Here is a 25,714-nt window from a genome sequence, read left to right as displayed (position 1 = left end):
TGGTGCAAAGTATTGCTGTAAGACCCCTGTTCCCGAAAAGGTTCTTCTAAAACCTTTTCGGGAAATTTGTATATTTCAACGTTATTTCATAGGCTTGCTCAGGTGTTAACCCTCAAAAAAAGCAGTCTTTTGCTCAGCTTGATTGGCTTGACTGCTGGTGTAGCGCTTTTACAATTGTCTCGTTTGAACGCTATCCTCACTTCAGGCAATTCATTGGCTGCGGTAGAAGTTTCTACAGCCCAAGAAACTTCTGAACGTCTCAGACTCGCAGTTTTGCGGCAACTGCCTAGCTTCGGTTTTAATAATTTAGTTGCAGACTGGGCTTTCCTCAATTTTCTGCAATATTTTGGTGATGATGCTGTTAGAGAACAGGTGGGTTATACCATCAGCCCTTATTATTTTGAAGTCATCGTTGAGAAAGATCCGCGCTTCATTGAACCTTATCTTTACTTGAGCAATAGTGTCTCAATGTATGCGGCTCAACCCAATGTTGCAGTGGCTTTGATGGATAAAGGGCTACCGTTTCTTAAGCCCCAAGTACCCCCTAAGTCTTATTTGGTGTGGCGTTATAAGGGTATTGACGAACTGTTGTTTTTAGGTGATGGCGAAGCTGCTCAAAAATCTTTTGCCTTGGCTGCTGACTGGGCCGAAGCATCTTCTGATCCGCAAAGCAACGCCGTTGCTGAAGCATCGCGTAATACCGCAGAGTTTTTGGCGAGAAATCCGAGTAGTAAAGCAGCTCAAGTTAGTGCTTGGGCTAGCATTTTGGTAAGAGCAGTAGACGATCGCACACGAGCGATCGCGATTAGAAACATTGAGTCACTAGGGGGTACCATTACCGCTGATCAGCAGGGGAGAGTGACTGTCGATTTTCGCCTAGATGACTAATTTCTTATTCAGACTGCTGAATGGATTGAATGAGAGCGATTTGCCGTTTTTGTAACTCTAGATCTAAGGGGGGCATAAAGTTAAGAGAAGGCATGAGTTCGCTTAAAAATAGCGTCATTGGTATATTTTCAATTCTGGGCAGAAAATCAGCCGGAATTGGGCCATCGATATGGCGGCTCAAAGCTCCGAAGCCCAATCGCTGACTGCGAGGTTGCCAAGAAGGTGCGTTTTCTGTTAGCCACTGTCGCAAGGTATTAGATTGGTTCATACTTTGCAAAAGCTCTGCGATCGCTGTGGCGGGTGGGACACTTTCAGCTAACGAGGCATCTCGTTTCGACAATGCCCAGGCTTGTTCTAAGCGCTGCTGCCGCACCGAGGCCGAGGGATTGAGCCAAGCTTGCAAAATCAGCTGAGCAGGGCTGTAAGACAAGCGCTCGACGGCTGACTCAAAAGATTGGCGATCGGGGGTTTGCAGAATAGTTTGTCCTAGTTGGCTGTTGGCAGCGCTCCAGTCTGCTTGGGCTTCTGCTAAATCGCCTATCCACCAACGAACCGCTCCCCGGTTTTGATGCAGAAAGCGACTGATGTCTGGCTGGGCTGCAAAAGTATTGAGGAGTTCTTGATAAGTTTGCAGCAGGTTTTCCAGTAGTTGCGGATAGATAGCCGCGAACTGGTCTATCCGCCAAATCGGACTGGTGATGAGCGAAGGTTGCCGCAAAAGCTCTAAGACCAGTGCTGGGATAGCTAAGTCTGGCTGATTTTGCCCTAACAAGCTAAAGCCTAATCCCAAAAAAACGCCTCGCTTGTTGGGAATTAAATTAGCCGATTGCATAAAGGCTTGAGCAGCTTCTTGGGGAGCTTGATTGACCAGCAACCAGCCTAAATTTGAGTAACCAAACTCTTGGTAGGGCGAAATGGCATTTGCCGTTTTGAACCAGCTGATAGCGGCTTCACGGGTCTGTTGGGAGGCTGAATTTTCAGTCTGAAAGCTGAGATTCCCTAAATTCCAGGCTAGCTGGTAGGGATAATAGGGTTCCCAAGGAGCCAGTCTAGAGGCACGCGCAACGTTTTGAACAAAGCGATCGAACTGGTTTTGAGCTAAGGCTTCAAAACCAGTATGCGAAAGTGCCCAAGCCCGATGAACGGGAATCAGCCAAAGCTGAACTATGACAAAAAAGCCTAAGCCCATAACGACCAGCGATCGCCGCAAAGGCTTTTGGCTAGAGGCGTCAGCATTCACAGTTGGGATTTGCCTGAGCTGGTAAGCCAGCGCAGCTAAAAAAATGATGAGTACGCCGCTAATGCAAAGGTTGTCTAACTGATAATCTGTTAGGCTCAGCGTGGCATAGCCTAGTAAGCCTCCTAGCAAAGCTCCCGTCAAAATGGCAGCGTCGCTGGTCTGGTTCACCAAACGCTGCCAGCGAATGATTCCCCCCATTAGCACAACGCCCCCTGCTAGCGGAATTAAAAATCCCCAAATTCCCATCTCTGCCCACAACTGGGCAGGTGTGCTATGGAGTTGAAAAGCCAGTTCCGCTTCCCGTCCTGCCCAGACCGGACGATACTTTTGATAAGTAATCGGTACACCGCCTAAGCCAATTCCTGACCCAAAATGACTCAGCCCCATGTGCCAGCCAATGGTATTGGTAATGGCTCGATAGGCCAGTTCACCCCCCTCACTGCCAGTTAAAACACTTTCAAACAGCGATCGCAACCGATTGTTCGTGCCAATGAGCAAGATCAGTAGGCTCAAAAAACCGCACCCTATCAGTCCTAGCCATAGCCGGGGCAGTTTGCTTTTGAGCAATAAAAGCGCCAGCGTTACCCCGCCTGTGACTGCCAAGCTCAAAAAGCCGCCTCTAGAGCTAGTCGTATACAGAGCAACTAAACCCAGTCCCACGCCCGTCCACCAAAGCCAACGCCAGTGTCCCTTTTGCACAATCCCTAGCCCGACCAAAAGCGGTAACTCTAAAACGAGGTAACCAGCAACATAGTTTTGATGGCCAATGGGGTGCCAATTACGCAAGCTGACAATATTAAAGTCGAAGTTAGCCGCCACACCATACTGGGCTAAAACCTGCAACCGTTCTAATTCGGGTAAATAAGTTTGGCTGAGCCATAGCCCTAAGCTCAACACAATAAATCCTAAGCTCAGCCCCCCCTGCAACACCAGCAGTTTTCGCCATCGTTGGGGATTATTGATCCAGCCATTGACTGCATAAAGCGCTGCTAAACCACACAGCGCTGCCCATCCATACCAGCGAGCCTGATTGGGAAACTCGGCAAAGAAAGTCGAAACTAAAATGCCAGTAGCCGCCAAGGCAGCTATTCCATCAAGCTGGTTACCTAAAGCCAATGCAGATAGCGGCTTATGCCAGATCTGCCAAAACAACCAGAGAACAGGCAAAGTTAGGGCAACTTGCCAAATAAACACCCAAGGCCACACAACCATCATGCTATTGCTACCAGGCAACAGCGTGAAGACCGTGTATAACAGCATTGTCAACAAGCCAAGTAACGGCCCATCTGCTTGCTGATAAAAGGATTGGTTTTTGGGGTCGCGGGTCTGCATTTTATCAAGCAAGGTCACTCATTCAGCTATTGCCTAGAGAGGGGTCTGGTAATTTGGAAGTGGTTTTGAGTCGGGTGCGGTAAGCTGAGTTCTGCAGATCGCCGAGATTCCAAAAAGCGATCTAGCGCCGGAAACTCGCGGGGATAGAGACTAAACAAGCTCAGCAAATCGACCAATGCATGGTCAATAATGCTCTCAGACCCCAACATCGTTTTAATTTTTTGGGCTGACTGATTACGATAGGCCATTGCTAGCTGAAAGCGGCTGTGTTTTGTGGCTTCACTGGGTAAAGAAGCAAGCCATTGGCGAATATCTCGATATTGATAGACATGCCTTTTTGCAGCCGCTCTCTCGACTTCAGGCGTTTGTACCTGATCGAGATAGGCATCAAAATAAGTATCTGGCTGCAGCCAAGCTCTCAGAAGGGCTAGCTCTGAAGCTTCAGGATTGTCTGCAATTGCCTGGTTGAGAATTTGCAACGACTGTTGCGGTTGCTGGTCGATCTCAAGCAGGGCTTGTAGCAAAGGGCGCAGATGGGGTTGAGGACTGGGCGGCGCAAAAGGAAGGCCAAACCACCAGTGAACCAAAGCGGCGTTTTCATAGAAAGGCTGATAGCCTGATGCTTCAGGAGAGACTTGCCCTAAAAGCGCTAAACTCCAGGCTGAAAATTTTTCTAAGACGGCTGGTCGGATGCTAGCAAGCGGCGCGGCCTCCCAGTTGGCGAAGGTGAGCGACTGAGGATTAGTCAATCCTTCTAGAGCAAAAGCGGAGACTGCTTGATCAAGTTTGCCTTGAGCCAGATAGACTTGCCCTAGCAGATAGTAGGTGTAGTTTTTGTTGCGCGGTAGCAGTTGCGCTGTGCGGGACAGGTAGTATTCGGCAGCATCTAAATCACCTTGTTGAAAGTGCAGAACAGCAAGATTTTGATTGAACCAGACATCGTAGGGGGCAGCTTCAAAAGCGGCTTGAAAATGGTCTAGGGTAGCGGCTTGAAGCGTCTCTTGGTCAGTAGGATCTTCTACGAGATCTTGCAACGGTAAGAGCTGCTGGCCTGCTAAGGCTCCATAGGTAGGATCCCAAGGAACGAGATTGGCTGCCATTGTCCAGCGATAATTAGCTTCTACAAAGTCAGCAGCACTGGCTTCTTGGACGCCTAAATTGCTAAGGGCAAGCGCTACATCCATCGGGGCCCATAAGCGAAAAGCTACAGCCAACCCAGCTAGACTGCCCAGACTCACAATTCGGCGGAGGCGACGGGATATTTGCTTGAGCGGCTGTAGGTAGGAACTGGCTAAGCTCGCTAGCAAAACGACGTTGATGACAAGGGTTGCGGCAATACCGATATTTTCTAGCTGATAGTCGGTCAGGCTGGAAATGCCATAGGCGAGAAAACTACCGCCAACGCCATAGAGCAGCAGGCGATCGCGTGGTTCTAAATTTTTACTAACTAATCTGAGCCATAGCCCCCCCAACGCGACCAGCCAGCCGACGTAGAGGCTAAGACCCACTAAGCCCAGTTCGCCAGCAAGCTGTACTGGAGTATTGTGCAATTGCTGCACATGATCCAGACCAGTTCCAGTTTCGATCGGGCGGTATAGATTAGAAACACGAGCCATATTACCGGGGCCAACGCCCAATAAGGGGCGATCGCGCCAGATATTGCGGGCTGTTTGCAGCATAAAGTAGCGATCTTGAGTCGGGCCGTCAGCTACCGTAATGACCTGGTTAGACGAATTGCTGGCGTTGATGTGAATCCCACCGATCAGATCGCGAATGCGAGGATTGCTGCCGATGCCAGCTACGATCACTATCAGCCCTACCAAACTAGCCACAATCCATCTTTGGCGCTGGGGGCCACGACTGCGCCAAAGAGTTACCCCCATGGCCGCGATCGCCCAGACTAAAAACCCTAAATAGGCTCCCCGTGAGCCACTTACATAGAGCGCACAAAGAACAATTAAAGCGGCCAACAGCCCTACCCAGCGACGCCAGCCCCTTTGAGCCAAGGCGAAGGTGGTCACCAGTGGCAAGACTAAAACAAAATAACCGCCGACAAAATTGTGATGGCCGAACGGTGCTGCGTTGCGAATAGCTGCACTAAAGTCCCCTGTTTGCCACATGCTAGCGCTCGGCTGCCAGCGAAATAGGCTGATTAAGCTGGTGATGATGCTGGTCAAGGCCAGTCCGCCCCACAGCAGATATCGCTTGGGGGTAGATTCGGCAATGTAATTTACCCAGCCATACAACAAAAGGCCATAGCCCAAAACCAGCGCGATGTTCCAAGCGGCTACTGTGGGGAAGTCGCTCAGACTCGCTGACAGGACAAGCCCCAAAGCGGTTAGACCCACTAGCCAGTCTAGGCCATAGCCCAGCGGTCGAAAGGGAATAGCAAACTGTCGCAGCATCCAAATTACCCAGATGCCCATCGCCAAAAAGCCCAACTGCCAAATCAAAATCCAGGGCCAGCCCACCATACGAAAGTAGCTAGCTGGCAACCAGGTAAAAAAGATTAAAGCGGCTAAGCAAAACCAGCCCAGTGCTTGGCCGCGCCAGCGAGGCGAGGTTTCTGCCTGAATAGGCTCAGAAAAATCTCTGAGCAAAAAATGACTGAGTGCAGGTCGTACCTTATGCCAGTAGGCCATCATGGACGTTAGTAGGCTCCCTTGCCAAAAATTACGATCCGAACAGTTTCAATCAAAATTTCGAGATCAAGGTTGAGTGACCAGTTGTCGATGTAGTGCAAGTCTAAGCGAGCGGCATCGTCAAAACACTCAATATCTGATCGCCCAGAGACTTGCCATAGCCCAGTAATACCGGGCAACACCTGATGCCGAATATGATGCCAGGGGTTGAACTGAGCAATATCTCTCAACGGTAACGGACGTGGCCCAACTAAACTCATTTGCCCCAGTAGAACGTTGAAGAGTTGGGGCAACTCATCTAGACTGGTGCGTCGCAAAAATCGGCCTACTGAGGTGACGCGTGGATCGTTCTTGATTTTAAACAAAATGCCATCTTTATTTTCGTTTTGACTTTCTAGTGCTCTTTGCAAAGCAGCGGCATTGGCAGTCATGGTGCGAAACTTCCAAACCTGAAAGACTTTGCCGTGTAACCCCATGCGCTCTTGACAAAAGAAAACTGGGCCAGGTGAGCTAAGTTTGATGGCGATCGCGACTGCCAAAAACACAGGAGACAGCAACAATAAACCCAAGCTAGCACCCAAAAAATCTATAGTGCGCTTGATGTGATAGTCTAACCCATCGATTAGAGGTGCTTCTAACCGTAGCGTTGGCAACCCAGCAAATACCTCAGGCACCCCGCGCCGATAGAGCATTTCGCGGCTAGAGGGAATGAGTTTAAGGGCAATTCCGGCTCGCTTCAGTTGCCAGTACAAGCTAGAAGCAAGCTCAACGTTGGGTAAATCTTCAATCAAGACTTCTTGGGCTTTAGACGCCAGGATGGCTTGGTGCGTCGCGTGCGTGTGAGCCATGGAAGACAGCGCTGCCCCGACGACTTGATAGTGCGATCGCCGCTTGAGGGCATCAGATAATTTTTTCAGCCGATGCGCCGGAGCAATAATGAAAACTGCAGATTGGGTATGGGTTAGCTCCACTCGCCGCAAAACTGCTGTGAGGATGAGCCGCAAAAGAATAATCAAGACTACACTACTGGCCCAAGCAGCTAAAAAGAGCGATCGCGGCGGATCGAGCTTTGGATCGTAAAAGTATCCCAGCGCTAGCGACATGAGATAAACAATGCTAACCAATTTGCCAGCGCGGAGATAATTACTAACTTGCGTAGAACTACCATATAGGCCACTCTGGGCAAATAAGAGTAATGTGGCCGCCACAAAAATCCAGAAAAGACTGGGCAATCCTAGCCAAACCCACCAAACTAGCTCAGAAGGAATGGGCGAATAGAATTGATTAAGGTAGCGGGCTACTTGCCAAGCTACGGCAAAGGCCAAGATATCTCCCAGCAACAGCACTAACACCCGCTGCCAGCGCCAAGACAAGATATGGCTCAACCTGATCTGTCGAGGCGTGCGAATATCTAAAATAGGCTCTGGGAGGAGAGGACGTTGCTGTTTGGTCATCTGAAAGGAGGCAAGATGATTACAGTCCACAAGCGTTAACGGGGGTAGCTTTGCAAAAACTTAGCTTAAGTTAGAGATGTGTAAATTCAGTGTTCCGCAGATGGCAAGCTAAGCCTTCACTCCGGTTCAAATTATTACAAGCATGATTGATCAGGGTAAACATAGCGTCCTAGGCATTCAAGTCAACGCAATTGACTACGAGGCGGCGGTAGCTCAGATCATAGAAGCAGCTCGACAAGATCGGCCGCTAACCGTCTCGGCACTGGCAGTGCATGGCGTGATGACAGGAGTTTTAGATCCAGAGCAGAGCTATCGCTTGAACCATCTGGATCTAGTTGTTCCCGATGGGCAGCCTGTCCGCTGGGCGTTGAACTGGCTTTACCGAACGCAACTCAGCGATCGCGTCTATGGGCCTAATTTAATGCTGCAGGTATGCGATCGCGCTGCCCAGGCTAGTATCCCGGTTTACTTCTACGGTAGTCGTTCGGATGTGCTGGATGCTCTCATGCAAAATTTGCGAACTCGCTTTCCCGGCCTAGCAATAGCGGGAAGCCAACCTTCGCGCTTTCGCCGTATTTCGGCGGCAGAGATGGCAGACATTGCCGCTACCATACAAACCAGTGGAGCCAAAATCGTCTTTGTGGGGCTGGGCTGTCCGCGTCAAGAAGTTTGGGCTTATGAATATCGCGATCGCCTGTCTATGCCAATTCTGGCAATTGGTGCGGCTTTTGACTTTCACGCTGGGCTTTTGCCTCAAGCTCCTAGCTGGATGCAAAAGCGAGGCTTAGAGTGGCTGTTCCGTCTGATTCAAGAACCCAGTCGGCTGTGGCAGCGTTATTTGTTGCTCAATCCGCTCTATTTAGGGTTATTACTGCTACAGTTTTTGGGCTTGTATCGTCTGGTTCAGCCGGATGAAACCCATCCTCAGCAGGAAATACGCTACGGATAAGCACTTTTTAAGCTGCTTCGTACTTCTAGGTAAAGTTTAAAGTCTTTAAGGAACGCGACTAACCGAACCCAAAACCCGCTGATAAATTTGCATCAGCATTTGGTAATTTTGCTCAGCTGTGTAATTAAGTTCATAGTTGCTCCGAGCAGCTTGCCGCATTTCTGACCAAGCTTGAGGATGATCCAGCATCCAGAAAACCTGCTCTATCAAAGCATCTGAATTACCTACTTGAAAATGTAACCCCGTTTTCTGATGTTCAATCATCGTCACCATTGCGCCTAAATAAGAAGCAATGACAGGAGTTCCTTTAGCAAACGCTTCGATAATTACTCGCGGCATACCTTCATACCAGAGAGATGGGAAGATCAAAGCTGTTGCTTGTCCGATCAAATCGTAGACATCAGCTAAAGATTGCCGTCCCAAATACTGAATTCCGGCAGTATTGACAGCCGCCGCTTCAACATCAGACTGTAAAGGCCCTTCGCCCACAATCTTAAGTTGAGTACGCTTGCCTAAAACCTCCCAGGCACGTAACAAAACAGAAATGCCCTTTTCAGCAGATAGCCTACCAACAAATAAAACGAAACCGCCATCCCCTCTTCCAGCTTTCGGATCAGGATCAACAAAATTCGGCTTTATAAAAACTTTTTCAGCAGGAATACCATTATGGATATACTTTTGCTTTGCAAATTCGGTCAGAACGATAAAAGCGTCAACTTGAGTTTGATAGGTTTTCAGCAAACGGTGTGTCGAAATTGAGGCCGTAACTACTGTAGAACCCAAACGACTATTCCGGTAGCATTTGTGAACCACTCCAGGCAAAGGAATGCTTTTTCCTAAGCAATCTTCGCAAACCTTTTGTTCCCTAAATAAATAAGAATTTAAACAGTATAAACGATAGTTTCTAAGTGATTGAACAACTGGAATTCCTTCGTGCTTAGCCGCATAATAGGCTGATGGAGAAACTAAAGGAAAATGATTTTGAATATGAGCAAGATCAACTCTCTCTTTTTGAATCAAGCCTCGAATGCTTCTATAGTCAGATCTGCTCCAAATTGTTCTCAAACCAACTTGCCATAAAGGCAATTCATCAATGATTTTATTGTCTTTGATATATCTAATTACTTGATGACCATTTTTTTCCAACAATGAAGTTTCCAAATCAAAAGATTCATCTTCGCCACCACGGATCTGATAGCGATTGTGAATGGCTAATATTTTCATAAAGCAAAAAATATTTAAACAATAAATTTCTCACTCAAAAACGAACTTAATTTTCAATGAACTTGTTGCATTCACCTGAGCTTGTAACCTTATTCCTATCCTTGACTATCTTGTTTCATGACTGCCAAACATCCCTCTGCTTGCCAAGGAAAACAAACAGTCGCAATTCTTTCCAAAAAAGCGCTTAAATAAACAATCCATCTTTTGTCGCGAACTTCAAATTGATACCAAGACATTTCGACAATCTTCAGATCAAACCTTTTAGCTAAAGTTTCTAAAGTTCCTGAACTGTAATAAGAAATATGGTCTGGATGTACTTGTTCATATCTAAAAAAAGTTTTCAGAAATCGAATTATGCCAAAAGCGTTTGGAACGGTTACGATGATTTTTCCATCTTTTTTCAGGAGTTTAACAGATTCTTGAAAAACTAAACCTGGATTAGGAATATGCTCGATGACATCTGCTAACAAAACAACGTCAAACAAATTATTTTGAAAAAATTCAGACATTTTCTGAGCATCAACTTGATAAACCTCGTAGCCCAGTGTTTTCATTGTGTCAATTTCAGCTTGTGAAATGTCGATGCCGACAGTTTTTTCGCTAACATCGACCACTTTTTTGTGTAGAAAATATTCGCTTTTTGAGTTTTCAATAAAAAAGGGATAATCTGTGCAGCCAACATGTAATACTGATTTTTTTGAGCAATGCTCCAAAATAAACTTGTCACGAGGAAACGTTTTTTGGCCTTGTATCGCTTTACCAATTCCCATAGGTATTTACACTAAAGTTAACAAAGAGCTGGTCGGTTAATACTGTTTATTTAGCTAAACTTGCTTTGCCCTAAACCATTTACCTAATAACAAATCGCGCAAGCGATACCTAACTTTCGCTGGAAATGCCCAAAGCATGAAAAATATAACAAGCTGAACAAAGGTTGGTTGCCCTAGCGAAAAAGCTTCTCTTCCAATTACCTGGATTGCCCGCCAGTCGCCCTCTTTAGCAGCTAAAGCAGCAACGGCAGATGTTACAAAACCGGAATAAGCCCTTGGTGTAATCAAGGAGTAGTTTTTTTTAATCCACTCTAAAGAATAGCGCCAATCTCCAGTCGTACTTACTCTTTCAAGCCGATAGGAAACATTTAAAATTCCGAGAGGTTCATCTAAAAAATTAAGCTTGGCATAGCTTTTGGCTAAAACTTTGAGTAGCCAATCTGCTTCTTGATGTCGTCTTAAATCAGTTTTAAAAGGATACTTTAACATCAGGTTTCGAGGTACAAAAAGCATAGATGTCGCTATGCTACCTTCTCCTCGAAGCAAGCTATTTCTGGCAAACAAATATTCGCTAATGTGCTCACCTGCATAGGGCAATCTTCTAGGGGTTAAATAAGACGATGTGGGAGTTCGAGTAATATATCGACACGTAATAATTGAACAAGGGTTTTCTAGACTTCTGGCAAGTTTGAGCTGTTTTTCTAATTTTTCAGGCAGCCATTCGTCATCATCGTCAAGAAAAGCAACCCAGTCAGCCTGCGCGTGCTTAACCCCGTAATTTCTAGCGGTAGGCGCGCCAGCATTGCTAGAAAGATGTAAGACGGTAAGACGTTCGTCTGATAACTCTTCACTTAATTTTTTTAGGCTTAGAGTAGTTGCTTCGTCTTCACCATCTATGATAGTCATTACTTCGATCTCTTTAAGCGTTTGTGACAGGGCAGACTTTACTGCTCTAATCACCAGTTGAGGTCGATTACAGGTAGGAATCACTACGCTTACTAAAGGCTTTGTTTTCATAGATTTGTCTTTTCGTTTCAAATCTAAAAATCATTTTTGCTTTTTGAACGAATTGTTTGATGGATCTCTTGCCACATTTGATTTGTTTGTTGCAATTGAACATGACAAGCTTTGTTCAGCTTTTGTATGATCAGAGAACGACTTTCTGCGTTTATAACCAGGTTTAATTTTTCTAAGATTAAAGCTGATGAATCTGTTACTTCGATCAAACACTCCTGGCAATCGTAGTCTTCTAACAAAGCTAAGTACTTATGGTTCCAGCCTGTTGCTATACTAGGAACTTTTTGAGATAAAGAATTAACTAACCCGTGAAAGCGAGAGCTAATAACGGCATAGCAGCTACCTATCATTCCTTTGATATAAAGAGCATTACTTTCTTGTATAACAGGTATAGATGCTTTCAAATCATTTTTTATTTGAAGATATAGCTCAATATCTTTTTTAGACTCATGGATTAAAATAAACGGTTTTAAGCCAGCGTCGATCAAATGATTTATACACTTAGTTAAAAAAAGTGGATAAATTGCTTTGACAGCAGCATCTGTTCTATCAAGCATCCGATAGTTTGGAATAATACAAACTTGGTTAGAACTTAACTCGAACTCAGGCAGAATTTCTCCGGAGATCAGATTTGTAAAGTCTGGAGAAACTTTAATCTTAGTGCTGTCATTGACTAAATCTTGCAAGCAAGTATAGGAAATACGATCTCTTGGATAGACTAAGTCAGCATTTTTAACAATATTGGACAAAGCCACTCTTAGTTTTTTGTTTTGAAGAGGGCCAAAAGCTTGAGGCATTAATATAAAAGTCTTTCCTTTTTTTCTCCATTCATTGGAAAGCCGAGAAGTAAGTTGAGCATAGTCATCAGCTCGATAAATTTGATCGCTATAGGCCAAACCCGAAGCATCTAAGATAACGTCTATTTCATCTGCCAAAACGATGTGTAAGGCTCTGCGTATTTGTTTAGGTAATAGTTTTAATAAAATATTAATAATAAGATCAGCCAATTTGAAGTTGAGTGAGTTGGTGCGGGCAAGATGGTACAAACCAAGTGTTGTTCGCTGCCTATACGTTCCTATTCGAAAACCAATCGCAAACTTGGCATTAGAATCATAAGCACTATACTGCTGAACTATTGCTCGAAGCATTAGCTCAGCCCCTTTATTGAAAAAATTAACTCCTCTAACTTCAATAAACATTTAGTTATAAGTCCTAAGATCTTGCAAACTTTTCTTCTGCGAAAAAGCAACCATACCATTAGGATCAGGATAGCCAACTGCAATTAGCATGATTACCCGTTCATCCTCTTCTAAGTTTAATAGTTTTTCCATTTTTTTTTCGCGAGACTCTACATCTGGCCAGTTAATGGGACATGAGCTTAGCCCTAACGTTTCTAGGGCTAGCATAAAACTCATTGCCGCTAAAGAGGCGTCAATATAAATGACATGGCGATCGCGACTGCTCAGAAAATGCCGAAGTTGACCAACAATGACAACAATTGCTGGAAAATTTTGGCTGAATCCATTCGTGCCAACGGGTAACGAAGCTACTTGAGAAACATACTCAGCTTGATCAAAAATTCGAAACTTAAAGGGTTGCCGATTACAGGCACTGGGAGAGAAACTAGCTGCGATGAGGGCTTTGTCTATTAAATCTCTAGGAACTGAACGAGGTAAGTACCAGCGCACAGATCGACGTCTTATGGTGAGGCTTAAAAAGTCTTCATAGCTAACTGATGCGGGTGTGTTTAAGTTTCTTAAATATGGAACCGCTCGTTCTTTAGTTTCTAGGCTGCTTTTCAAAATATTTTCTGCTTTTGGTTTTAAGCTTCTAAATATTTCTTTGCTTTTATCAATCTGTGGTTGTGATTCAACAACAGAAAAATAATCTGTCAAAACATCATAAGCCCATTTTAGTTCGCTTTTTCGCTCTTCTATTTGAGATGAGCATTCAAGATTGTTTTTGAATGCTGTTACTGTTTCACAAATATACGCAGTCGCAAAAATGGACTTGCGAGGCTTCATAAGTAAGCCTTTTTCTAGCCGATGAACATTTCTTCTGAGCAAGCTACGGTTAAGCAAATGATTCTGATCACCCAGCAGATAGTTTAGACGCCCTTTTAAAACAGCGTTTTTCTCTCTGATAAAAGCTTTCTCTGAAAGAAAAAAAAGTGAACTTAAAGCTCTGTTTTGCGTAAAAATTTTTAACCAAAAAATATTGATCTTTTTGGTGGCGCTTTTGGCAAAGTATAAAAGTTCGTCGGGAACACTATTTTTAATAACTTTTTTTAGCATAATTGCCTAACTAATCTTCTAGAGTTTCTGCCTTTATTGATTTTTCTTTAGCCAATAAAGTGGCATAAAAATTGCTTGAGTCATCATCGTTCCAGCAATTCGCGTTCTAGAATCTAGAAAACAAGCGCCATAGGTTGCTACACCATAAGACAGAACAGTGGCTATGGCTGCACCTAAAATTCCGTAGGCAGGAATGAAAAATAAATTTAACAGCAAATTCATGCAAGCTCCAGCTCCATGCCTTGTCAAAGAAAAGAATATTAACTCTTCACTGATAAGCCACTTACTTAAAACGGCACCTAAAAAGATAAACAAACTAGATGTTAAGTGAATTGAGAGTATTAGCCCAGCTTCTTGATAATCTTCCCCATAAAGGAGTGAAACAAGAATGTTTGAAGAAAAGATACCTAGTATGATAATTGCATATGCAATAGCGGCCATCAAGTTGTAGCTTTTTTGAAAGTTTTGGATATAGGCTGATTCACTGATATGTTTGCTTTGTAAAATAGAGGGAAAAAGCGAAGCCATAACTAGTCCGGGAAGGAAATAACACGACTCTGATAAGCGAACTGCTGCTGAGTAAATACCTACACTTTCTAAGTTTAAAAAGTTTTGAATCATAATTTGATCTACTTTGAAGTAAATCACTACACCCATTTGAGAAATAATGAGCGGCCATGATTGGCTCAAAAGCGATTTCGCCGTTTTAAGATTGAATTTCCACTGAAATAACTGTTTTTCATTGGCTTGATAAATAAGAGCTAATCCTAAGGCTGTGAAAGCAAACTCTCCTGATGCAATTGCTGCAAAGGCTAATACCGAGGCATTCAAAGCGATTAAAGCTATTTTAACAATGCTACTAACGGCAATAATGATTACTTTAATAATGACTGTATATTTAGAGCGAATTTTAGATTGAAAATAAAGATCAATGGTGTCAAATGCTTGGAAAGTAAGGCTTAGAGAAAGTATGCTCAAGGCAAGCTTGACTACGACAGTTTGAAAATTAGCTACACTAGCAAAAATCAGGATTGCTAAAGTTCCAATCAAGCCAGCCACTATTTTCAAAAATAAAGTGCTGCCTAAAATCTCTAACTCTCTTTGCTGGTTGCGAACTAAGTCTCTAACAACAATTCCACTCAAACCTAAATTGGTAAAAGCACTGAACAAACTAATTATGGCTAGAGAATAGTTATAAACACCAAAGTTCTGGGGGCCTAGATATCTAGCCATCCAGGTGCCAACTCCCAGTTCCGCTATAACTTTTAGACCCCGTTCTGACAGTAACCAAGTTAAATTTTTGAGAATCTTTTTTCTTTCAGAGCTTTTTTCTAAATAAAGACTGATTGAAGAGAATAAATTGGTGATTCTTTGAATAAACATGCCCTAACCCAATCCAAAGATAAATGATTGGTTAAACGATATTTGGCTTGAGCCAATACATAGCGTGTGTTGCCAAACAGCAGGTGTAGAAGGACAGGCTATTTCATAAGGAATTTTTGTGATGCGACTTGATAATTCCTTTACCAGCACGTAGCCCTAAAGTATTGCGTTTGTTTAGAAGACAGAAGAGTCTGTCATATAACAGATCTCGCCAATACGGGGCTTCAGTGTGCCCTGCTTCGATAATAATGTCTGGAGGGGAGGCATTCTCCATGCTGGGTGAGGTTTAGAAACTAGATTGAACCACCTCTCTATACTGCCCATGAAGTTTTGAAGAACGATCAGTCGTTACGGTTGACACTCACGTAGAGCCGAGTATGGATGCTCTAGATTAGAGATTAAGGGTGCAGACAATTGACTGAGAATTATAGTTAAAGGCAAAAGGCCGGACGGAAAGCTTTTCTGCTAGCGGCTTTCAGCAGGCTAAGTGTCGCAACCTGAGGAGCTAAAGCGATCGCCAAAAGCAGAGGGTCAAAAGGCAGAACAGCAATACTGGCAAGCTGAATTGATTAAAGCTAAAAAGTAAGCCACCGCTCTCAGGGTGGCTGTTAGCTTAGAGTAAAAAGGCAGCCTGTTATCCCTGAGAAAGCTATGCAATCTGTCCGTACCTTGTTAAACGTGGCAATTAGTCTGATTTTGATTAGCTTTATCGGTCTTAGTTTGTTTCGCTTAGCAGCCTTCTTTCTCGCTGCCCAACATCTGATTTAAACCCACCATCCCTTTGTAAAATCAGGGGATGACAAATTCTACTGTGTTTCCTCAAATTCCGCCTTGTGCCTGGAGCCGTCCCTTAGGTCAAGGCTGGCCCACTCACTACGTCGTTCGCTATGCCAGCAATTTAGACGACGGGCCTTGGCACGGTGTCCCTTTGGGAGGGCTAGGAGCTGGTTGCATTGGGCGATCGCCGCGAGGTGACTTTAACCTCTGGCATTTGGATGGCGGTGAGCATGTTTTTCAAACGTTTGCAGCCTGTCAGTTTAGCGTTTTTGAGCAGACAGCAGCCGGGGCTAGACAAGCTTATGCCCTCTGTACCGAAGCACCCCAGTCAGAACTGTCAGCTTGGCAGTGGTATCCACAAGAAGCTGCTCCTAAAGCGACTCAGGTAGATAGCCCCACCCCCACTACGCAACCAACAGGCGCTTATCATGCCCTGTATCCACGTAGCTGGTTTACTTATGAAAATGTTTTGCAGGCTCAGTTGACCTGCGAACAGTTTTCGCCCATCTGGGCAGGCAACTATCAAGAAGCCAGTTACCCAGTGGCGCTATTTGAATGGACAGCACACAACCCCACCGATCAGCCGCTGACGCTGAGTATTTTGCTGAGTTGGCAGAATATGGTGGGTTGGTTTACTAATGCCAACCCATCGCCGCAGGTGCAGCAACGAGATGACGGCAGCCCTTTTTATGACTATGTTCCCCGGATTGGCCAAAGTACGGGAAATTTTAATCGCTCAGTGCAGCGGGCAGATAGCGTGGGTTGCTTAATGGCCGGAGCTGGGTCTACCCAGGCTGAGGCAGCGTTACCCGCTGAAGGTGACGGGCAGTGGGCGATCGCTACGTTGCCCCACCCTGAGCGCGAAGTTTTTGTCCATAGCCGCTGGAACCCAGCCGCAGACGGTAGTGATTTGTGGTCAACTTTTGAGCAATCAGGGGCTTTAGCAGCTTGCCAAGATGAAACCGCCGCTGCTGAGGGAGAACAAATTGGTTGCGCGATCGCAGTTCGCTTCACCCTACCGCCCGGAGAAACTTGCCAAATCCCCTTTGTGCTGGTCTGGGATTTGCCTGTGACGGCGTTTGCCGCTGGGATTTCTGCCTACCGACGCTATACCGATTTTTGGGGTCAATCGGGGCAAAATGCCTGGGCGATCGCCCAGAGCGCCCTCCAGCACTACAAGACCTGGCAGCAACAGATTATAGACTGGCAGCAACCTATTCTAGAGCAGGCAAATCTCCCTAACTGGTTCAAGATGGCTCTCTTGAACGAACTGTACGACCTTGCCAGTGGTGGCACCCTCTGGACAGCCGCTACGGCAGCCGACCCGGTGGGGCAATTTGCGGTGCTAGAGTGCTTCGACTATCGCTGGTATGAAAGCCTGGATGTACGCCTGTATGGCGGCTTCGGGGTTCTCATGCTGTGGCCAGAATTGGAAAAAGCGATTGTGCGTGCCTTTGCCCGCGCCATTCCCACGGCAGATGAAACGCCGCGCATCGTCGGCTATTACTATACCCTCGGCGTTGAAAGTCCTCTGGCAAAGCGTAAAGTAAAAGGCGCGACTCCGCATGATTTAGGTGCGCCCAACGAGCATCCTTTTGTCGCCACGAACTACACCAGCTATCAGGACTGCAACCAGTGGAAAGACCTTTCCAGCGATTTTGTTTTGCAGGTGTACCGCGCCTTTAAGCTGTCTGGCGCATCTGATACTGATTTTTTGGTTGACTGTTGGCCCGCGATCGCTGAAACGCTCAAATACCTGAAGCAATTTGATACCGATGGTGACGGCCTGCCTGAAAATGGCGGTGCCCCCGATCAAACCTTTGATGACTGGCAGCTCAAAGGCGTCAGTGCCTATTGCGGCGGGTTGTGGTTAGCTGCCCTTGAAGCGGCGATCGCCATTGGCGAACATTTAAGCACTCATCACCGAGACGCTGGCAATCTGCCGATTTTGCTAGCCCAATATCGACGTTGGTTAACCCAAGGGCGATCGGTCTATCATCAAAAACTTTGGAATGGCCAGCACTATCGCCTCGATTCTGAAAGTGGTTCTGAAGTGGTCATGGCAGATCAGCTTTGCGGGCAGTTCTTTGCGCGGTTGCTAGGGCTGCCTGATATTGTTTCAGCCGAGTTTATTCCACCCACGTTAGAGGCAATCTACACTGCTTGCTTCGTTCGTTTTAATCAATATGCAGCCAAACAAGCGACTCCTCAAAACCAAAAATTTGCCGGGGCGCAAATCGGTAACTTTAGTGCGGCTCGTTTAGGCATCAAAATAGGAGCCGCCAACGGTGTACTGCCCGATGGTTCGCCAGAAGATCCCGACGGCACTCACCAGCTCGAAGTTTGGACGGGCATCAACTTCGGCTTAGCCGCCTTCCTGGCTCAAATGGGAATGACAGACCGAGCCTTAGAAATTACCGAAGCCATCGTGCGTCAAATCTACGAACAGGGTCTGCAGTTTCGTACCCCAGAAGCTATAACCACGGTTGGCACCTTCCGCGCCTGTCACTATTTGCGACCGATGGCCATTTGGGGGGTTTACGGCATTCTGAGCGGCTGTTTCATGCCTCAAGCTGAGTCTGATTAGACGGCCTGCTGTTTTACCTCTATGGCGATCGCCGAAGTCAGGCTAAAATTCAACTGAACCCAGACACGTTCTCTGGTGCTAAATGTCAGAAAAAGTTGCCGTTTTTCTAGACGTTGAAAATCTATCAGGCTGGCTAAAGGCAGATGGCGGCGAGGCGCTTTTGGAGCGCTCTAGCGAGTTAGGGCGTGTCGTCGTCCGCAGAGCCTATGGCGACTTTAGCCGCTCTAGCGTCAGCGTGCGGCAGGCAGAACTCAGTCTGCTAGGGTTTGAGTTTGTCCATGTTTACCATTCCGTTAAAGGTAAGAACTCCGCCGACATTCAAATTGTTGTCGATGTGATGGAATATTTAGCACGGATTCCAGATTTAGAATGGTTTGTGCTGGCGACAGGCGATTCTGATTTTTCACCTCTTTTCAGACGATTGAGAGAACTAGGCAAATCTGTAGTAGGCGTTGGCCCCCGCTCAGCGCTGAGCGAAGCCGTCAAAAAATCCTGTAACCGCTTCATCTACATCGACGAAAAAAACCGTTCTCACATTTTTCCCGACGCTTCTAGCGAATCGCAACTTCGCGAAGACGCCCTAGATTTGTTAGAACGAGTGCTGGCAAGATTTCCGGATGGCACTAATTTGTCAGTGCTGAAAAATGCCATGCTAGAGATTGACTCTTCCTTTGATGAACGCACTCTCGGCTTCAGTGGCTTTATGAAGTTTTTGGAAAGTGCGCCAGAAACCGTTACTGTCTACAAAGTCAAGCAAGTTTGGCATGCCAAAGCTTTGGAGGTTCAAAACGAAACGGAAATTGCTTTAGAAAACAATTTTTCAGCAGAAACCGTTGTAGAACCTTCGACTGATTTATACAAACGCCTGCTACGCAAAAGCGGTTGGCGCTCTTGTAGTTCACTGTTTTTGTGGACAATTTTGACCAATTTACAGCAGCAATTTCCGGAGGGATTTACCCGCAGCCAAGAATTTGAATACCTTGTAGAAAGTTTTGGCGATAGTCACACGCGCGGCGAAATTAGAGCAGCCATCTACATTCTCTATAAAGGAAAATGTGTGGTTCAAATCAACAAAAATCCAAGTGATGAACCTGTTTTTAAGGTTTTATTGCCCGCTTCCTTGCAAGCTATGGCTAAAAATATTGATGTTTTCTTAGTTTTTAGACTTTTTAAGATTTGTCAATCTAACAACGTTCGCTTTAGTTTTGAGTTGCTGTCGCCGCTTCTAACAGAAAGCTATACAGAAAAACAGTTGAAAGGACTCATTAAAGATATTCAGGAGTAAAGCCAGCCAATCAGTTTGCGCTAGACCCTAGCAGGTTCTAGCGCTTGACGGTAGATCAGCGATCGTCTAAAGCTTTAACCAAACAAGCGGCTGAGTCGGGGCAAAAATGACGAAACTCTGTTGTTTCTGCAATGGCTGGGGGCACTTGCTGGCGATCGCAGTTGTGATAACCGAGCTGACGAAAATAATCGGCGGCGGTGGTGGTCAGCAAATACAGAGTTTTAACACCTTGCTGCTGGGCGTAAGCTTCAATTTTTTCAACTAGCCGCTTACCTAAATTTTGCCGACGATGGGGTTGGGAAATAGCTAGCGATCGCAGTAGCCCAACCTGACCATAACATTCCACCCCAACGACGCCAATCACATGCTGCTCAATATGTGACTTGGCCACAATAAAATGTGATAAGTGATGGGGCTTTAGGTCTGTATGAGGCAGCGCCGCCTCGCTTAGCAACTGTTTAATGCTAGCCTCATCAACCGGATGCGCTGGTTTAATGTCAGCCATTCAAGAAACGATCACTAAAAGCAGAAGGAAAGGTTTTTCTGGTAGCAGTTTTCAGCAATTGACGTGTCTGAACTTTGATGGCTATTGCTATAGCATCTTTATTGAAACTGGAACTGGGTCAAAGCTTGATGCTTCGTAGGCCAAAATCGCGTAAATACGTTCAAATTTACTAGAGTCTTTGAAGCTTGATGAGCCACCAAACAATGGTTTTGTAATTTGCTTTAACTCAATGAGGATTTGTTTTCATTTTAGCAATTGCTATTGGGTAAAGCTCTGCAAGGCTACAGCTTCAGATAATTTGTCCCATCCATTTTGCGATCTATTAATCGCTGCTGCCGCCTCAAATACTGGTTTACCGACCAACAACACCTGCTTCTAGCGAGGGAAAGCGCATCAGATAGTAAGGCGGAGTTGAGGCATTTTCGCCGCCGTTGAGAGCGGGGGAGCGGTGCAGTTCGTTCACGGTGACATAGATGTAATTGTTGGGGCCAAAGCCGAAACCATCTGTCCAGTTAAGCTGCTCATCGTCTTGATAAAGGATTTCATAGGATCCAGTAGGCCGCACTACGCCGATTGCATTGGCCGTAATATCGGTGACGTACACATTTCCACCTGCATCAATCGTAATGCCGTCGCTGATAGGCTTATCGCCAAAGCGCTCAATTCGGGCCGCTAGCTGCTGGGGAGAGAGGTCAGTATTGAGCAAATCTGTCGTTCGAATGCGGTAGAGCGATCGCCCAGACAGGGGCCCATAGTAGACCCACTCATTACCAGGATCGAGGGTAATCGAATCAACGCCGATGCGAGCAGGCTCCCCCCCCATAGTGACCAGATTGCCATCCACAACGATGTCGATGTCTTCAGCTTGCATCGAAGCATGACCTTGCAATACCCGACGGGCATAGCCTGTATTCAGGTCAACGACGATCAGTGCCGCGCGATCGCCTGCCGCTGTATCCGCGATATAAATGGCATCGTGATAGAGATCAACAGCAAAGTCATTCAAAAACGTATTTTCAGGAATCACCGGAGCCGCCAGATAAATTACCCGGTGTAAGCTGTCTGTGCGCGTATCCCAACCCACCAAGCGCCCACTGCCACTTTCGCCAGGATTGTCCAACATCCAAACAATGCCGTTACCATCGGCGCGAACCCCTAAAACGTCATTTAAGCCAATGCCATTAGCATCCGGTGCCGATGACCACACCGCGTTAGGAAACGGACGCACCGAGCCATCTGGCAACACTTCCACCACCTTATACTCAGTGCCATAAAACTGGTGCTGACTCATAATCAGCCGTCCATCCGGCGTTACCGCAATATTGCCGGGAGGATGCGCCGCCGAAAATTCTGCCACAATTTCTATACCCGCTGGCGCTGAAACCGACTCCTGAGCTAAAGCTGAAGAAATACCCATAGGGGCAAAGGCAGCAAAGAAGGCGATCGCTAAACTTCGGCGCATCATAATAGCAGCTTCCTAAACAGACGCCCCTATTCTAAGCCGATCTCCCCCCCTATCTCCCCATCTCCCCATCCCCCCATCCCCCTATCTCCCCATCCCCCCTTTCCCTACGCAATCCCCAACCCCATCAGCACAAACCGCAGCACAAACACAGCCGCCAAAATCCAAACCGCAACCCCCACCTCATGGGTTTTCCCCTGAAAGGCTTTGACCAGCGGATAGGCGATAAAACCTACAGCCAGACCTTCTGCGATCGAAAACGTCAGCGGCATCAGCAAAATCGTCAAAAAGCAAGGAATTGACTCTGCCGGATCGCTCCAGTTAATGCCAGTGACATTGCCTGCCATCAGCACCCCTACAACTACCAAAGCCGCCGCCGTAGCATAGGCCGGAATGGCGGTCAGCAGCGGAATAAAGAAAATCGACAGCACAAACAAGCCCGCTACCACTACTGCTGTAAATCCAGAGCGCCCCCCTTCAGAAACCCCCGCCGCCGACTCAATGTAGCTGGTCACAGTTGAGGTGCCGAGCAGTGCCCCTGCCGTGGTGCCAACCGCGTCGGCTAGCAACGCCTGATTGGCTCGTGGCAATTCTCCCTGCTCGTTAATAAAGCCTGCTTGAATACCAACACCCGAAAGGGTGCCAATGGTGTCAAACAAATCAACAAACAGAAAAACAAACAAAATAGCGATAAAGTTGCCCCAGTTAGTACCAATTTGGCTCAAGCCTCCTACGGCTTGCCCGATCAAATCACCGGGCCAAACCGGAATATCAACAATGCCGCTCGGCCAAGGGGTAACGCCAACAATCCAGCCCAGTAGCGCTGTTGCCAAAATTCCCCAAAGCAAGGCTCCCTTAATTCGGCGAGCCACAAAAGCTGAGGTAATTATCAAGCCAACAAGCGCCATCAAAGTTTCTGGCTGAGCCAAATTTCCCAGGGCTGTTTTAGTCGCTTCATTGGCCACAATGATGCCTGCCCCGCCCGTAGCCGGATCGCCTGCCAGGGCAATGTAAGCAATAAAAAAGCCAATTCCTACAGCAGTCGCCCGCTTGAGGCATTCGGGTATGGCGGTGATGATGGCGCTGCGCAGATTGCTGAGGGTAAGGATGATAAAGATAATGCCTTCTACCAAAACCGCCGCTAGCGCTACTCGCCAGTCAATGCCTAAACCCAGCACCACTGAAAAAGCAAAAAAAGCATTCAGCCCCATACCCGGTGCCAAGGCGATTGGATAGTTGGCTAGCAATCCCATAATCAGGGTGGCGATCGCGCCGGAAAGAGCCGTAGCCACTACCAGTTGCGGAAACAAATCGCCGCTTTCACTCAAAAAGATAGCGCTAGAGAGAATCCCCGGATTCACCACCAGAATGTAGGCCATTGTGATGAACGTGGTGATGCCAGCAACGGTTTCAGTTCTGAAGTTAGTTTGTAGGGCTTCAAAGTTGAAAAATTGGGCGATCGCCCCTGGCTTTTGTTGCGGAGGCAAAGTTTCGGGAGGGGTAGAGTTCTGAGTCATGATGGCAAACAGTCATTTTGCAGGCCATCATAATACGGATTTTGAATCAGCAATTGTGTTCAAAACGGTCAGAAAAAGCAGTCCGCCGTTGGAGCCAGCTTGTTGTCGCAGCGCTTGATTAATCGACACCGCCAATCCGCTGCCGAAACCCCTTAACCCACTATTCGCCTTCTAGAAGACAACAAAGCGTACCAGAATTGCCTAAGATCTTATTTTCCAGTCGTTATGACTTAATGAAGGCATCTATGACGGAGCAAACCGCTAAGGGAAACGGGCGATCGCGCCACATTATTTTGACCTCTCATCCCAGCCGCTTTGGTTCTCAAGCATTACCGATTGAGTGGGGAGCTACAGACCCGCTCAAACGCGGCCCCATTGTCGCCAGCCTCAGCGACCCTGAACATCGCAACGTCATTGGTACTCATTCTGGCGCTTATGCTATCTATCGAGCGCTTGCCGTTGCCAGTGGTTCGCTGCAGGCCGATCACCGTCCTGACCTAACCGATACTTCACCCGTTACCTCCATCGGCCCTCATCCTAGTTGGGTCGGTGCTGACAAAATCGTCTCGCTTGATCCGTTTGGAGCCTTAGTCGGGGAGGTTTATCAGCCCTTAATTCAGCAGGGCTACGACATTCGCCCCACCATTGCCGTCACGCAAGCACACATTCAAATGCCCGAATTGCAAGAAGCAGTGCAGAAAGGACGCATTGCCGAAGACGGCAAAATCATGAAGCCGGGGGGAGATTTAGTCGTCACCAAAGCCGCGATTGAGCCAGTTTGGTATTTACCGGGGGTAGCCCAGCGCTTAGGCATTACCGAAGCCGATTTGCGCTATGCCTTGTTTGAGCAAACAGGGGGAATGTTTCCCGAACTGGTGACGCGGCCTGATATTCAGGTCTTTTTGCCACCTATTGGTGGCATTACTGTTTATATGCTGGGCGATCTCAATGCCATCACCCACCCCGATCGCCCCTTAGCTGTTCGCGTCCATGACGAATGCAACGGCTCCGATGTTTTTGGCTCCGATATTTGCACCTGTCGGCCTTATTTGGTTCACGGCATTGAAGCGTGTATTCAAACGGCTCAAGCGGGTGGAGCAGGGGTGATTGTTTACTTCCGTAAAGAAGGCCGAGCCTTGGGGGAAGTGACCAAGTTTTTGGTATACAACGCCCGTAAACGGCAGGCCGGGGGCGATCGCGCTGATGCCTATTTCACCCGAACAGAATGCGTAGCCGGGGTGCAAGACGTTCGTTTTCAAGAACTGATGCCAGATGTGCTGCATTGGTTAGGCATCAGCCGCATTGATCGCTTTGTCTCCATGAGCGATATGAAATACAACGCCATCACCCATGCGGGTATTGAAATTGTTGAGCGGGTGCCCATTCCTGACGAACTGGTTCCGGCTGACGCTAAGGTAGAAATTGAAGCTAAAAAAGCGGCGGGATATTTTAGCGGCAGCGCTGGCGCTCTAACGGCAGAAGCGTTAGCCCGCATCCAGGGGCGCGACTTAATTTAGCAATCCTAAACAGACAAATGGCAACCTTTCTTAGACCGCTCAGTTACCGCTATCAGTGGCTTTATGATGCTATCTCTGGCGCAGCCGCCCTCAGCGTTGGTGGCGAAAAGCGGTTTCGTCACCTGGCACTGCAAGGCTTAGCCATACAGCCAGAAAGCCGGGTACTAGACTTGTGCTGTGGCAGCGGCCAAACCACCCAGTTTTTAGTAAGCCTATCTAACCATGTTACGGGGTTAGATGCTTCGCCGCGATCGCTAGAACGAGCCAAAAACAATGTGCCTGAAGCCGACTACGTAGAGGCGTGGGCAGAAGAAATGCCGTTTGCTGAGAGCTACTTTGACTGGGTGCATACCAGTGTGGCGATGCATGAGATGCAGCCAAAACAGCGGCAACAGATTTTTCAAGAAGTCTACCGGGTGCTAAAACCGGGCGGTGTGTTTGCCCTGATCGACTTTCACCGCCCTACCAACCCTGTTATGTGGCCGGGGCTAGCACTCTTTCTCTGGCTATTTGAAACCGAAACTGCCTGGGAGTTGCTGCAGTCTGACCTGCCAGCCCAGTTACAGCAGGTAGGCTTTCAAACGCCTGAACCAAAACTCTATGCGGGCGGCAGTTTGCAAGTGATTCAGGCTCAAAAAGTGTAGGTAACTGGTCTAGCTAAAGGCGATCGCTTGCTGGCAACCGTTTGAGTTTCAGCGCAACTTAATTGATGCCCAAAATTTAAGAATCAGCAGTGATTATGATGTTGACGCAGACTTTGCGGCGGCTGATGCAAAAAGCCAAATTATTTGCGCCGCGGACTTTATAAGCTGGCGTTTCAGCTTCCAAAACCAGTTCAATAGCGTTTATGCGGGTTAGAAGGTTGTGAAAA

Annotated in this window: 18 protein-coding genes; 6 read left to right on the top strand and 12 right to left on the bottom strand. The window is 46.9% G+C overall.

Going from position 1 to position 25,714, the window contains the following annotated elements:
• Nucleotides 1-102: 102 nt before the first annotated feature.
• Nucleotides 103-888 (top strand): hypothetical protein, encoded by a 786-nt coding sequence (locus ACTS3T_RS10765; RefSeq protein ID WP_377967100.1) that lies wholly within the window; start codon nucleotides 103-105, stop codon nucleotides 886-888.
• 4 nt (nucleotides 889-892) lie between these two features.
• Here ACTS3T_RS10765 and ACTS3T_RS10760 read toward each other — a convergent pair whose 3' ends face one another.
• Genes ACTS3T_RS10760 through ACTS3T_RS10750 form a run of 3 tightly spaced genes read right to left on the bottom strand, consistent with a single transcriptional unit; the run spans nucleotide 893 to nucleotide 7,556 of the window.
• The gene (locus ACTS3T_RS10760) at nucleotides 893-3,478 is read right to left on the bottom strand and encodes an O-antigen ligase family protein (RefSeq protein ID WP_462934938.1); all 2,586 of its coding nucleotides are present in this window, start codon (nucleotides 3,476-3,478) and stop codon (nucleotides 893-895) included.
• A gap of 8 nt (nucleotides 3,479-3,486) precedes the next feature.
• A complete protein-coding gene (locus tag ACTS3T_RS10755) occupies nucleotides 3,487-6,105 on the bottom strand; it encodes an O-antigen ligase family protein (RefSeq protein WP_462934937.1) in 2,619 nt (872 codons plus the stop codon).
• Between the two features lie 5 nt (nucleotides 6,106-6,110).
• Nucleotides 6,111-7,556 carry a sugar transferase gene (locus ACTS3T_RS10750; RefSeq protein WP_377967094.1) on the bottom strand — a complete coding sequence of 482 codons (1,446 nt, stop codon included), beginning with the start codon at nucleotides 7,554-7,556 and terminating at the stop codon, nucleotides 6,111-6,113.
• A 142-nt stretch (nucleotides 7,557-7,698) separates the two neighbouring features.
• Between ACTS3T_RS10750 and ACTS3T_RS10745 the strand changes: the two genes are divergently transcribed.
• Nucleotides 7,699-8,505, top strand: coding sequence for a WecB/TagA/CpsF family glycosyltransferase (locus ACTS3T_RS10745; protein ID WP_377967092.1), 807 nt, complete (start codon nucleotides 7,699-7,701; stop codon nucleotides 8,503-8,505).
• 45 nt (nucleotides 8,506-8,550) lie between these two features.
• On the opposite strand, the gene ACTS3T_RS10740 is transcribed toward ACTS3T_RS10745, so the two are convergent.
• The 6 genes from ACTS3T_RS10740 to ACTS3T_RS10715 all read right to left on the bottom strand — a co-directional run bounded on the left by ACTS3T_RS10740 (nucleotide 8,551) and on the right by ACTS3T_RS10715 (nucleotide 15,193).
• On the bottom strand, nucleotides 8,551-9,729 hold the full coding sequence (locus tag ACTS3T_RS10740; RefSeq protein ID WP_377967090.1) for a glycosyltransferase: 1,179 nt from the start codon (nucleotides 9,727-9,729) through the stop codon (nucleotides 8,551-8,553).
• A 95-nt stretch (nucleotides 9,730-9,824) separates the two neighbouring features.
• A complete protein-coding gene (locus ACTS3T_RS10735) occupies nucleotides 9,825-10,499 on the bottom strand; it encodes a class I SAM-dependent methyltransferase (RefSeq protein ID WP_377967088.1) in 675 nt (224 codons plus the stop codon).
• A 54-nt stretch (nucleotides 10,500-10,553) separates the two neighbouring features.
• Complete coding sequence (locus ACTS3T_RS10730; RefSeq protein WP_377967086.1) at nucleotides 10,554-11,516, bottom strand: glycosyltransferase family 2 protein; 963 nt, start codon at nucleotides 11,514-11,516, stop codon at nucleotides 10,554-10,556.
• 23 nt (nucleotides 11,517-11,539) lie between these two features.
• Nucleotides 11,540-12,715 (bottom strand): polysaccharide pyruvyl transferase family protein, encoded by a 1,176-nt coding sequence (locus ACTS3T_RS10725; protein WP_377967084.1) that lies wholly within the window; start codon nucleotides 12,713-12,715, stop codon nucleotides 11,540-11,542.
• Nucleotides 12,716-13,810, bottom strand: coding sequence for a nitroreductase family protein (locus tag ACTS3T_RS10720; RefSeq protein WP_377967082.1), 1,095 nt, complete (start codon nucleotides 13,808-13,810; stop codon nucleotides 12,716-12,718).
• Between the two features lie 33 nt (nucleotides 13,811-13,843).
• Nucleotides 13,844-15,193 (bottom strand): flippase, encoded by a 1,350-nt coding sequence (locus tag ACTS3T_RS10715; protein ID WP_377967080.1) that lies wholly within the window; start codon nucleotides 15,191-15,193, stop codon nucleotides 13,844-13,846.
• A gap of 796 nt (nucleotides 15,194-15,989) precedes the next feature.
• Between ACTS3T_RS10715 and ACTS3T_RS10710 the strand changes: the two genes are divergently transcribed.
• Nucleotides 15,990-18,557 (top strand): GH116 family glycosyl hydrolase, encoded by a 2,568-nt coding sequence (locus ACTS3T_RS10710; protein WP_377967078.1) that lies wholly within the window; start codon nucleotides 15,990-15,992, stop codon nucleotides 18,555-18,557.
• Nucleotides 18,558-18,639: 82 nt separating this feature from the next.
• The gene (locus ACTS3T_RS10705; RefSeq protein WP_377967076.1) at nucleotides 18,640-19,842 is read left to right on the top strand and encodes an NYN domain-containing protein; all 1,203 of its coding nucleotides are present in this window, start codon (nucleotides 18,640-18,642) and stop codon (nucleotides 19,840-19,842) included.
• Between the two features lie 55 nt (nucleotides 19,843-19,897).
• Here the strand turns inward: ACTS3T_RS10705 and arsN2 are convergent, their stop codons facing one another.
• The 3 genes from arsN2 to ACTS3T_RS10690 form a co-directional block, all read right to left on the bottom strand.
• Entirely contained in the window at nucleotides 19,898-20,347 is a 450-nt protein-coding gene (gene arsN2 / locus ACTS3T_RS10700; RefSeq protein ID WP_377967074.1) for an arsenic resistance N-acetyltransferase ArsN2, read from the bottom strand.
• A 352-nt stretch (nucleotides 20,348-20,699) separates the two neighbouring features.
• Nucleotides 20,700-21,812: an L-dopachrome tautomerase-related protein gene (locus tag ACTS3T_RS10695; RefSeq protein WP_377967071.1), complete on the bottom strand. Its 1,113-nt coding sequence runs from the start codon at nucleotides 21,810-21,812 to the stop codon at nucleotides 20,700-20,702.
• Between the two features lie 104 nt (nucleotides 21,813-21,916).
• Nucleotides 21,917-23,326, bottom strand: a complete 1,410-nt coding sequence (locus ACTS3T_RS10690; protein WP_377967069.1) for an NCS2 family permease — start codon at nucleotides 23,324-23,326, stop codon at nucleotides 21,917-21,919.
• Between the two features lie 245 nt (nucleotides 23,327-23,571).
• Between ACTS3T_RS10690 and ACTS3T_RS10685 the strand changes: the two genes are divergently transcribed.
• Together ACTS3T_RS10685 and ACTS3T_RS10680 are read left to right on the top strand one after the other, a co-directional pair.
• Nucleotides 23,572-24,843 carry a GTP cyclohydrolase II gene (locus ACTS3T_RS10685; protein ID WP_377967067.1) on the top strand — a complete coding sequence of 424 codons (1,272 nt, stop codon included), beginning with the start codon at nucleotides 23,572-23,574 and terminating at the stop codon, nucleotides 24,841-24,843.
• Nucleotides 24,844-24,860: 17 nt separating this feature from the next.
• Nucleotides 24,861-25,487 carry a class I SAM-dependent methyltransferase gene (locus tag ACTS3T_RS10680; protein ID WP_377967065.1) on the top strand — a complete coding sequence of 209 codons (627 nt, stop codon included), beginning with the start codon at nucleotides 24,861-24,863 and terminating at the stop codon, nucleotides 25,485-25,487.
• Nucleotides 25,488-25,714: the final 227 nt, after the last annotated feature.

The organism is Almyronema sp., from assembly GCF_052168255.1.
Taxonomy (GTDB): domain Bacteria; phylum Cyanobacteriota; class Cyanobacteriia; order Phormidesmidales; family Phormidesmidaceae; genus Sphaerothrix; species Sphaerothrix epifaneia.
Note: the sequence above shows the minus strand (reverse complement) of the source record. Positions and strands in the feature narration are given on the sequence as shown.